10 protein-coding genes are annotated in these 11613 nt (G+C 38.4%); 6 read left to right on the top strand and 4 right to left on the bottom strand.

From position 1 onward, the window contains the following. Positions 1-4 precede the first annotated feature (4 nt). The 4 genes from ACOVO2_RS18230 (at position 5) to ACOVO2_RS18245 (ending at position 3289) form a co-directional block, all read left to right on the top strand. On the top strand, positions 5-1210 hold the full coding sequence (locus ACOVO2_RS18230; protein ID WP_421771350.1) for a proline dehydrogenase family protein: 1206 nt from the start codon (positions 5-7) through the stop codon (positions 1208-1210). Positions 1211-1306: 96 nt separating this feature from the next. Then, positions 1307-2137 carry a lipoprotein signal peptidase gene (locus tag ACOVO2_RS18235; RefSeq protein WP_421771351.1) on the top strand — a complete coding sequence of 277 codons (831 nt, stop codon included), beginning with the start codon at positions 1307-1309 and terminating at the stop codon, positions 2135-2137. Positions 2138-2145: 8 nt separating this feature from the next. Then, positions 2146-2406 (top strand): hypothetical protein, encoded by a 261-nt coding sequence (locus ACOVO2_RS18240; RefSeq protein WP_421771352.1) that lies wholly within the window; start codon positions 2146-2148, stop codon positions 2404-2406. A gap of 148 nt (positions 2407-2554) precedes the next feature. Further along, the gene (locus ACOVO2_RS18245; RefSeq protein WP_421771353.1) at positions 2555-3289 is read left to right on the top strand and encodes a hypothetical protein; all 735 of its coding nucleotides are present in this window, start codon (positions 2555-2557) and stop codon (positions 3287-3289) included. A 4-nt stretch (positions 3290-3293) separates the two neighbouring features. Here the strand turns inward: ACOVO2_RS18245 and ACOVO2_RS18250 are convergent, their stop codons facing one another. From ACOVO2_RS18250 to ACOVO2_RS18260, 3 genes are all read right to left on the bottom strand, one after another. Beyond that, on the bottom strand, positions 3294-4064 hold the full coding sequence (locus ACOVO2_RS18250) for a hypothetical protein (protein WP_421771354.1): 771 nt from the start codon (positions 4062-4064) through the stop codon (positions 3294-3296). 61 nt (positions 4065-4125) lie between these two features. After that, entirely contained in the window at positions 4126-4809 is a 684-nt protein-coding gene (locus ACOVO2_RS18255; RefSeq protein WP_421771355.1) for an HAD family hydrolase, read from the bottom strand. 19 nt (positions 4810-4828) lie between these two features. Continuing rightward, positions 4829-6181: a M24 family metallopeptidase gene (locus ACOVO2_RS18260; protein WP_421771356.1), complete on the bottom strand. Its 1353-nt coding sequence runs from the start codon at positions 6179-6181 to the stop codon at positions 4829-4831. Between the two features lie 748 nt (positions 6182-6929). Here ACOVO2_RS18260 and ACOVO2_RS18265 point away from each other — a divergent pair. Further along, positions 6930-8066, top strand: coding sequence for a DUF4249 domain-containing protein (locus ACOVO2_RS18265; RefSeq protein WP_421771357.1), 1137 nt, complete (start codon positions 6930-6932; stop codon positions 8064-8066). Positions 8067-8116: 50 nt separating this feature from the next. Then, positions 8117-10498, top strand: a complete 2382-nt coding sequence (locus ACOVO2_RS18270) for a TonB-dependent receptor (RefSeq protein WP_421771358.1) — start codon at positions 8117-8119, stop codon at positions 10496-10498. A gap of 33 nt (positions 10499-10531) precedes the next feature. Here the strand turns inward: ACOVO2_RS18270 and ACOVO2_RS18275 are convergent, their stop codons facing one another. Further along, positions 10532-11530: a helix-hairpin-helix domain-containing protein gene (locus ACOVO2_RS18275; protein ID WP_421771359.1), complete on the bottom strand. Its 999-nt coding sequence runs from the start codon at positions 11528-11530 to the stop codon at positions 10532-10534. Positions 11531-11613: the final 83 nt, after the last annotated feature.

Consider the following 11613-nt stretch of genomic DNA (forward strand, 5'->3'; position numbering starts at 1 on the left):
AAACATGAAAACTGCTACGCAGAATCATAACTTGAGTTTTGAGGATACTTCGGTGGCCTTTGCTCATCAGTCAGACAGTAAACTTCGCAAAACATATTTAATTTTTGCGATGATGAATCAAAATTGGCTCGTAAAGATAGGAACTTTTTTTATAAAGTTAATATTAAAATTAGGTTTACCTGTAAAATTTCTTATCAAAAATACTTTATTTAGCCAATTTTGTGGTGGAGAAAGTATAGAAACCTGCCAAAAAACAATAGAAAATTTGGCAAAGGGTAAAATCGGTACGATACTCGACTATTCGGTAGAAGGCGAAGACAACGAAAAGGATTTTGATAAAACTACCGAAGAATTAGTAAAAACAATCAAAAAAGCATCTCAACAAACCACTGACATACCATTTTCGGTATTTAAAGTATCAGGAATTGGCTCAGTTGACCTTCTTGAAAAAGTACAAGAACACGAAGAAGAATTAACCACAGAAGATAAAGCCGCTTTTGAAAGAGTACGAAACCGTGTTGATAGACTCTGTAAATTGGCAGCCGAACTGAACGTCAAGATTTTTTTGGATGCCGAAGAAACTTGGATTCAAGATGTGATTGATAATCTTTGCTACGAAATGATGAAAAAATATAACGTAGGTGGCAAAACGATTGTCTATAATACTTATCAATTATATCGTTGGGAAAGTCTTGAAAACCTAATCAAAGCTTGTGATAAAGGACGTGCCGAAGGTTATACTGTTGGCGGAAAACTCGTCCGTGGGGCATATATAGAGAAAGAACGCCGCCGTGCTGCCGAAATGGAATATAAAAGCCCGATTCATATCACTAAAGAAGATACCGACGTTGATTTCAATAAAGCCGTGCATTATGCCGTTGATAACATCGACGTACTTTCTATCTGCCTCGGTACGCACAACGAAGACAGCTGTTTGTTGTGCGTGAAACTGATGGAAGAAAACGGTATTGCCAAAAACGATGCTCGCATTTGGTTTGCACAGCTTTTGGGCATGAGCGATAATATTTCTTATAATTTGGCAAATGCTGGCTATAATGTGGCAAAATATGTGCCTTATGGACCAGTTGAGGCCGTAATGCCGTATTTGTTCCGTCGTGCAGAAGAAAACTCTTCAATTGCAGGACAAAGCAGCCGAGAGTACTTATTAGTAAAAAAAGAGCGAGAAAGAAGAATGAATAAAGCTTCTTAAAGAGTAAATTCAACAAAATTGATAGAGTATTCGAGAGTTTAGTCTATTTTTGTTGCTTAATAAAAAACATTTGTTTTAGTAAATAAAATTTCACGCATGTCTGACATTGCTTTAAAAGGAAAGTCTCCCTACAAGTATTTATTCTTGACACTCATATTGATTCTGGTTGACCAAGCAATCAAACTTTGGATGTATTATGATGTTTTACCGAATCATTATGGTGAGATTGACCTCATTCCTGACTTTTTTAAATTACATTACGTTGAAAACAAAGGAATGGCATTTGGTATGGAGCTTGGCGGCGAATATGGCAAGTTAATTTTAACTACTTTTCGTTTAGCCGCAATGGTCGGAATCTGCTGGTATTTGGTGCATTTGGCACAAAGAAATGCACATTCGGGTTTACTTTGGTCGATAGCCGCAGTTTTAGGTGGAGCAATCGGAAACGTAATTGATAGTACATTCTATGGTGTTTTCTTAAATAATGCTCCGATTGGCGTTTCGACTCCGTGGTTTCATGGGCAAGTAATTGATATGTTCTATGCTTACGGACTTGACGGGCAATACCCTGACTGGATTCCTTTCATCGGTGGAGATTTCAACACTACGCCAATTTTCAATTTTGCCGATGCTTGTATTTTCTGTGGTGTGGTAAGTATTCTGATTTTCCAACAAAAATTCTTTGAGTTCGACCAAGCTCAAAGGCTTGCCGAGGTAAAAGATGAAAATGAAACACAAGAAGAGGCAAATTCTATTGAAACACAAACCGAAACATTGGAGGAAACATTAGAAACAGAAGAAAAACTGAACGATGAAATCAATGAAGAAGTAAACGAGATTGTAGCCGAAGACCAGCAATTTAGACTGACCGAAGAGCCAACAAAAGATATAAGTGCTGAAAACTCGGAAGTAGAAACAAAAAACTAATTAAAACCATGACATTTTTATCAAGCCAAAACTTTAAGTGGATAATCATAGTATTATTTTTGGGGCTTATCATTGCTCCTGCACAGATGCCTTCACCAACATTTAAGTCGATTGCTCTTGGGGTTTTGGGCGGAGGGTGTCTATTTTTTGAACTTCTTTCTCTCAGAAGCCTCAAAAACAGTACCGAAAACTATCGTTCAACCTTCCGCCAAACCATACTTCTCATTTTTCTAACAATAATGCTCTTAGTGGTAAACTTAGTGATTTAGGAGTTGAAACTTCTACTAACTTGGTAGCTGTTTGCGTTAGTGTTTTGCAGTGTTTGAATACTTGAAATTGTTTCAGACACTATTTTTATGCTTTTAAGGTATTATTATATTAATTCCTTCCTATACTTACATGAAAAAGCTGGCATTTATGATTTTTGGACTGACCCAAACTACGGTTTTTGCTCAAAATGGTATGATGCAAAATACGAAAGATGCCTTGAATTTGGGAGGTCTGAAAGTAGGTCAGCACTCATCAACCATGCTTTATGGTTTTGACACCCGCACTACTGAAGTATTAGGCACATATTACCTCGACCCCAACTGGTCAGTTGCTACAGTTCGATTTTATCCACGAACACTTTCTACACCTACTGGTACTGTCAAGTTAGATTCCCTAACCGATGTTCAGATAAAAATTGTTTTATATGGAAATGAAGTTGAATTTAATACGCCCGAAGGTGTGAAGATTATCTCAGGAAGCCTCATCAAGAGTTTCACTTTACAGCAACCAAACCAAGAATATCATCATTTTATAAGTACCTCAGAATTTGTTGATAATTTTGACAAAATTAAACCCAGCTTTTTGGAAGTTTTGGCCGATGGTAAACTAAAACTACTTGAATACACCAAGGTAACCATCCAGAAACCTGACTATGTTGAGGCATTCAATACGGGGAGCAAAGACATAAAAATAAATAAAGAGAAACAGCTATTTGTAAATCAAGGAAACGAAATCATCAAACTTCGTATCAATCGAAAGTCGATATTAGCATTAATGGCTGACAAACAAAATGAGATTGAGGCATTTGTGAAACAAAATAATTTGTTTGTCAAAGACCGCCAAGATTTGATAAAGATTTTTAAGTTCTATAATGCTCAATAGTAATTTACAGATAACGTTTCACTACTACTCGCATCATTAAATTAAGCATAATATTTACGGCAAAACCAATGAGGAAAGCAGTTGCTATCGGAAAATGTGGTAGTAGTTTGGCTTGTAAGAATAAAAAAGAGGCAAACCCAATAAAACCGGTGAGCATCCCTCGAAGTATAACTGATGTGCCAAATGCTCCTTGTGTGTAGTGCGTAAATGCCGCTAAAATTGCCGTAATAATAGGAAATGGCGTAAGTATGCCGCTCCAAGTTGGCCCAAGTATTTGAGCCAAATAAGTTATCAAGGTTACAAATGCTGTGATAATTATCATACGCAGATAAATATCATATTTTAGGCTTTGGCCTGCATTTTCTACACGTTCTAATTTAGGAAAAAACCTTATTCCTATCAGACTAAAAATAATGACTATACAAAACCACACGTCTAAGCCAACGAGACTTTCAAAAAACTTCAACGAAACAGTAGTCACTATAAAAGCCAAATAAGCCATCAGCAAACTTACATACCACTCTGACCTCATGGAAGAATAAATATAGGCAAAACAAAAAGCCAATACACCCAATATTCCCATCATGATTCCCGGCACACTGCTAACCGCAAATTCAACACCTTGTTCGATTGTAAAAAAAAGCATAATTGGGCCAGCAATCCAAGGCATACTTGCAATCATCCCACCTATCAAATTTCCCCACTTTTTGCTGGCAATCGTTACGCCCCCAATTACTAAAGGCATCATTATAATTTTTATTAAGAGTGTATTCATACAAAAAATCGTCCACGGTCAATAGTCCATAGTAAAGCAATTAAATCAATGGTTTAGAAGGCTATGATGGTATCAAAACGTCAGTTAAATCTGCTGTAGTTCTTAAAACCAAATTTGGGTTTAAGGCTTCTAATTCTTCTCTTTCGCCAAAGCCACACAAAACAGCAACTGTCTGAGTATTAGCATTTTTTCCTGCCATCATATCCACGGTTGTATCTCCGACCATCACACAGTTTTCTATCTCAACTCCCATCTGCAAAGCTGCCCAAATGAGAGGGTCGGCAAATGGTTTGGTGTGCGGGCAAGTAAGTGCTGTGGCAACGCACGTAAAATACTCCAAGATACCAGCCTGTGCTAAAAATGCCCTAACAGTTTTCTCGTCGCCCGCACTTGCAACCGCCAGCGGATAACGCTCTGCTAAGGCTATAATCATGGGTTTTATGCCTTCTATTGTTTGAAAGTTTTTAGTATTCTTGAATGGACGAAGTAAGCATCTGATTCCGTGAATAAGTTGATGAATAAATTTATCCCAACCCCATTTATCGGCATAATGCAAAATTACTTGTGCAGGGTTTTCCATTCGCATCACAATATTTCGGGCGGCGGTTTGAGCTTTTTTACTCGAAATCAAAAACTCAAACTTCAACAGGAATAATTCTACACTTCTTACCATTTCGTCGTCGGTGTCGCGGAGGGTTCCGTCCACATCAAAAATAATGGCTTTTATTTTATTATTATCTAACATCCTTCATCTGATAAAAATACTATTTCACTCCGCTCAAAACTCTCGGAATCGGAATAATTTCGGTTTGTCGGCCATCAATGTATCGGAATCCTTTCTCATCAAAAAATCCATCTTCTTCGAGCATGATTCTGATAGTTTTTTTCCATTCGGCCAGCTCCACCGAGGCATTGAGTTCGATAGAATAAGCAGTATTTGTATTGAGTGGATAATCTCCACTTCCGATGGTTTTTCCTTGATTATCCCACATTCCAATCGTTGGGCCAGCGGCGTGTCCGTGATTACCAATCGGGTGTGTATAGATTGTGCCTTTCAAACCTTGCTTTTTCGACTGTTCGAGGGCTTTTGCCAAAATATCATTGCCACTCATGCCAGCCTTAAAATTATCGGTGAGGCAATCTTGTACTTGATTTCCTTGTTCAAATGCTTTTTTCAAAAACTCTGGCACATCGGTTTCGCCCGCACGAAGTACATAAGCGTGTTGTTGCTGGTCGGTATTTAGACGCAAATAAGTGATTCCAAAATCACAGTGTAGTAAATCGCCCGCCATAATTACTTGTTTTTGTGGACGCTTCGAGAAAGTACGTAAATGGTCGAAATTTTCGGGGTCATAACGCTGAATATCGACCGTTGGATGAAACCAAGTTTCAAGTCCCAAATCTGTTACTCGCTGACGCATCCACCAAACTACATCATCGGTAGTTGTAACACCGGGCTGAATCACTCGGTCAGAAAATGCTTCTTGAATAATTTCGTGCGAAATTCGGCAGATTTGTTGATAAATAGCCATTTCTCGCTCAGTGCGAGTTTCGAGCCAATTGACCGCCAAATTAGAAGCCGAAACCACACGACTGTGGAACTCAGTGGGGAGTTTTTCCATAAACTCTTTCTGCTCAGTGTAAGTCAAGCCATCGGCGTGTGCGTAATATTTAGAAAAATTTAGGCCAATTTTCTTCGGATTTTTCTCTTTTATGGTTTTCATCAAAGCATCCCACTGGTCAGGGTTTGTGTTTAAATCCCATTCGCCTTTGAGCAGATTACCAACATCGTAGCGGGCAATGGCAAAACGTTCAACTCCCTCCTTTTCGCCCCTATCAAAAAACACCATAATTGTTCGACGGCGAGCTGAAAGCCAAACCGATGGCAACATCGTTTTCATGACTGGGTCTTCGTTGTATTCTCTCGAAATAATGACCCACATATCAATGCCTTCTTTTCGCATTAATTTCGGCAAAGTGTTTGTCATTTTATCTTCGAGAATCTCGTCAATTACGGTTGCACGCTCACGTTCGGGCAAAATTTTAGGGATATTGCTTTGTCCAAAATCAGTAAAATAAGACAAAGCTAAAGCAACAAGTAGAAATGTTTTTTTCATGATGAAGGTAGATTGTTTTTTTCAACACAATATTTTTTTGCACTCAAAGATATACCCAACATCTTAGTAAAACAGCTAATTTGAGAAAATATTCAAAGATTTTTATACATTTGAGATTATTTCGCCCTAAATCATTTATTTCATCAATTTCTTGAAGATAGTTAATTAATTTTTAACTTCTCTTCACTCAAGGCCTGATTTATCTATCATAAAAGTACCCTGCTACTCCTGACGGCCATTTTATAGATTTGCTCTTGTGTTGAACCTTTTAATCTGAATATAAAAAGCGATTTACGTTTACTCCCCGTAGAGGCAACCCTCACCAACGGTAGCTTAGTAAACACGCCTCCTGCGGCCTTGCTTGGGAACACAAAAAAATGTGAATAAGCTCAAAGAAATTGTGGCTGGTTTCTTTATGGTAACGAGCGAATGCTACATTAAGATATTGGATTGAAAGAAAAGAACCCTTTGCACAGAAACTAACGCCAACTAGCCTAAGAGAGCACTCAATAAGAGAAGAACCCACGAGTGGCCGCCCACCCTTGACACCTTGTATTTTGAGTTCAGCTCTAACCCCGATTAAACCAAAAGGCTGGCTTAATTGAATATTGTGTCGATGAAACATTTATCAAAAAGCTACACATTCGGCTAGTTCATCTCATAATTCACTCTTAACCACCTTTTAATTTCAATCTTTCCTTAGAATCCTTATATTTGTCAAAAATACATTTATTCAATTTCTACGACAGTGATAAACAAAAAAATTACGCTACTAACCATAGCACTTGGCTTGTGGGTGTGTGCGTGTGTTGAGCCTTTTGAGCTAAATATTGAGAGTAATCTGAAAATCCTCACAGTTGATGCTACATTGACCGATACTTCTGACGAACAAATCATTAGCCTTACTGAATCTGTGAATGTAAACGGCTCTGTATTTGCCCAGCCACTCTTAAAAGCCAAAGTAGAAGTAATTGTTGGAGGAAGCGAACGACTCACTTTAACCGAAAAAGGGCAAGGAATATATGCCCTACCGAGTAGTTTTAAATTAAAAACTGGCGTAAACTACAAATTAGTATTTTCTAAAGCAGATGGGACACAATACGAATCGACCGAAGACCAAGTAACAAAAGTTCCAGAAATCATTGGTGTTCATGATGAGTTTGTAGTCAAGGGCATAGAAAGAGGTGATAACTATTTCGACCCTGCTAATTACATATATCTTGATACCCAAGACCCTGCAGATATTAAAAATAATTACCTGTGGACATGGAAGCTTTGGGAGCGTCAAAGTGTATGTGCAACTTGCTTCGGAGGACGTTATTTTTTAACCCCTGTTCCCGCACGTTGTAGAGAAGAAAGAGCCTTTGCTGGGCAAACCTTTGATTACTTTTGCCCTGGTGATTGTTGGGAAATTCTAACAAGCAAAGACCTCAATGTATTTACAGATACTTATTCAAACGGCCAACCCATTCAGAACCGACTCATCGCAAAAATTCCTTACTATAATATAAAAGGTGCTTTAATAGAAATCAAACAACAATCTATTTCGCCAGCCGCTTATCGTTATTTTAAATTATTGGCTGACCAAATTCAAAACAACGGTAGCTTGGTAGATACACCTCCTGCAGCACTTATCGGCAACATAAAGAATGTGAATAATCCGAGTGAATCAATTGCTGGTTTTTTTATGGTCACGAGTGTAAGAACAGTAAGATATTGGATTGATAGAAAAGGAGCAGAAGGTAAAAACATTAATCCGATTGGCTTACTTGACCACCCTCTAAGCCCCGAGCCAATGGGAAATGACCTGACACGTCCGCCTTTTGCTCAATGTATTTCGAGTTTAACCCGTACTCCAACTCGACCGAATGGCTGGATAAATTAACAAAAATCCTCTCCACCTTTCTCATTTTCTTACTCGATACAATTTTCAAAATGAAAAAAATATACTTCTTTATATGTTTTCTATGCTGCTTATCTGCCTCTGCACAAGTCAATTACCAATTTAGTGGTTATATAAAAGATACGCTTGACGGAAAACCCTTACCAAAGGCTTCGATAAATATCGATTTTGGGAAATATGGTGGGGTAACCAATGAAAAGGGATATTTTGACATATCACTTCCTTCGGGCGAGCATGCCATTACCATAAAATTTGTGGGATATCGCCCGTTTCGTGAGGTCATCTATTTAAGAGGCGACATCAATAGACAATATTTTTTGCACTTGGTAGAAAACGAGTTAGAAGAAGTAATTGTATCGAGCAAAGGAGCTGAATCAAATATTCAGCGTCCACTTTTGGGGGTTAGTCAGCTAAGTATCAAGACATTAAGAAAACTACCAGCGGCAGTTGGTGAGATAGATATTCTTCGTGGTCTTCAGATGTTGCCTGGGGTAACGAGTGTAGGAGAAGCCTCAAACGGTGTAAATATTCGTGGTGGCACAACCGACCAAAACTTACTTTTACTCGATGATATTCCGATTTTCAACCCAACGCACATGTTTGGTCTATTTACAGCTTTTCCGTCGGAAGCAGCTTCGAGTGTAGAAGTTTATAAAGGAAGTACACCTGCACGATTTGGTGGCCGAGCAGCATCAGTAATGGATGTTTCGCTCCAACAACCATCGCTCGATAAATTCAAGATGAGTGGCGGTATAAGTTTTGTTTCAAACCGCCTTACGCTTGACATGCCAATTATCAAAGAGAAACTCGGGGTAATGATTTCAGGGCGTGCTTCTTACAATGATTTTGTTCTACCAGTTGTTTCGCCAAAACTTAATGATATAAAAGCCAACTTTGCCGATTTGGTAGCAAAGGTGTTTTGGAGAGTAAATGAAAAAAACACCATTACGGCTTCAGGATATTACAGCAAAGATTTTTTTCAGACAAAACTATTGGGAGGTATCGGTGCAATTAATGCCACTTCTACTCAGTATGATTATCGAAGTAATAGTTTTTCGGCTCGTTGGTTTTATGCCATCAACAATAAGCTTAATTTACAAACAACAGTTGTTTCGGCCGATTATGTACCAAAAACTTTACTCCCAGAACTCAACTCTGATAATAAAGTAGAGTTGCTATCGGGCATCAAATATCAGCAAGTAAAGACAAATCTCAACTATTCAATTAGCAAGCATAACATCGAAATTGGTGTCAGTGGCACTCGCTATGAAATAGACCCAGGGCAGCTTTTACCCGGAACCAGCAAAAGTGTTTTGTCGTTAAAAACGCCGAAAGAGTATTCGCTCGAAACCGCTATCTATGCCGAAGATGAAATTTCAATATCACCAAAAGCTACTGTTTCGGTTGGGGTGCGTTACTCTCAATTTTATGCTTTGGGGCCAGGCACTGTGCAAACATACGCCGCCGGTGAACCACGTGATGCTTTTTCGGCAAGAGATACGCTCAACTACGGCACAGGAAAAATCATGCAATCGTATGGTGGTTTTGAACCAAGATTTGGTATGAAATATTCTTTGAACGAACGTACTTCCTTAAAATTAGGATATAACTTAATGCGTCAGTATATGCAAGTTGTCACGAATACGACCACTCCGCTACCTACATCACGCTGGAAAACCTCTGATTTACACATAAAGCCACAGGTTAGCACCTTACTTTCTGGCGGAATTTTCCATAACCTAAAAGGTAATATTTATGAGTTTTCGATGGAAGCTTATTATCGCCTAACTAATAATATTATCGACTATAAACCGGGGGCAGATTTCTTGCTTTCGAGCTATCCCGAAACCCAGCTTTTACAAGGAAAAAATCGGTCTTATGGCTTAGAACTGATGTTTTCTAAGAAAAAAGGAGAAACAACAGGTTGGATAAACTATACGTATTCTCGTTCGTTGAATCAAGTAAATGAGGGTACTGGCTTTGGTGAACAAATCAATTTCGGAAACTGGTACGCCGCCAATTACGACCGCCCACACTCATTCAATGCTTCGGTAATTTTCAATCAAGGTACACACCACGATTTTTCGTTTAATTTTTCGTACAGCACGGGCCGTCCGTATACGCTACCCGAAGGATTCATTGTATATCAAGGACGTAGCTATCCATTCTATGGAGTCAGAAACAATGCTCGCCTCCCCGATTATCATCGCCTCGATTTTGCGTGGAATATCTACCAACCGGGTATGAAAGACAAACGTTTTAAAAGCCATTTTACTTTTACGGTTTTCAACCTCTATGGAAAGAAAAACGCCTATTCGGTGTTTGTGCGTAGTACAGGAACGGCCATTAATACTTATAAATTAGTGGTTTTTGGTTCGCCAATTCCTTCACTGTCTTATAATTTTAAATTCTGATGATTTGATTGGGGTTGGGCAGGCCCCAATTTTTCAAAATTCCAGATAAGGGGCAATTTTCAGAATTGTTGCTTCATCAATAACTTTTATTTGTTTTAAATCCTCAGCATTCTTAAAATTTCCGTGCTGTTCTCGGTATGAAATTATTGCTTTGGCTTGATGATACTTTAAATAAGGGTGGCGAAATTCAGCAACTGAAATTTGATTGATTTTGAATTTTCTAACACCATTTTTTATAAATCCATATTTTAATAGTTCATCAACAGTTTCTGGTGGTAGGCCGTATGTTTCTCTTAATTGCTCGGCATTCACAAAACCACCCAACATATCTCTAAATTTTATTATCCGTTTGGCATAACCCGAACCAATACCCTTTATTTTCATAAAATCGGTTGTATCTCCGGTATTCAAATCAAAACGAACCGGTTGTTTCAAATTTACTTTTGAATTTACCTCTTTAGACTCACTTGGCTTCTCCATAATCGGCGAACCAGCAGTTACTCGCTCTATATTTGTGGCTTCGGCTTGCGGCGTGCGTAAAGATTCATCATCGGCCGATGGTAAATTAATGTAAGGCTCTAAACGCTCATAAGTATCGGGTAGTAAACCATAGATTTTTGCAAAATCCTCTTTCTTTCTAAACTTTCCACCTTTACTACGGTATTTCTCGATACGTTCGGCAATAAATTTGGGCAAGCCCAAAGCTTCAAATTGCTCAACTGAAGCTGTATTTGGGTCGAAATTGAAGTTTTTATAGGCTTTTTTGTTTGACTCAAACTTATCAAATTTTTGTCCGCCATATTGATAAGAATTATTGTAATTAGGCTTCCGACTATCTAACGTAACCGTTAGGCTATCCAACATTTGAGGGGAAGAAATAACCAAATTTTGTGGTTTCTGAGCAAAGAACCAGTCAGCCCCAAACATGAGAAAAATAAGTAAAAGAATGATTCCGAAAATAATGACTGCCCCTTTGGCTTCGGCAGGAGACACACTGAGTAGATTACGAACGAAAGTCGTTAGTTTTTTCATTGTTAACAGCAGCAAAAATTGAATTATCGGCAAAAATTAAGATATAGGCAAAGTATTTGCAAGGTTTTCGTTAATTTTGTGAT

Origin of the sequence: Emticicia sp. (assembly GCF_049241225.1) — a bacterium.
Taxonomy (GTDB): domain Bacteria; phylum Bacteroidota; class Bacteroidia; order Cytophagales; family Spirosomataceae; genus Emticicia.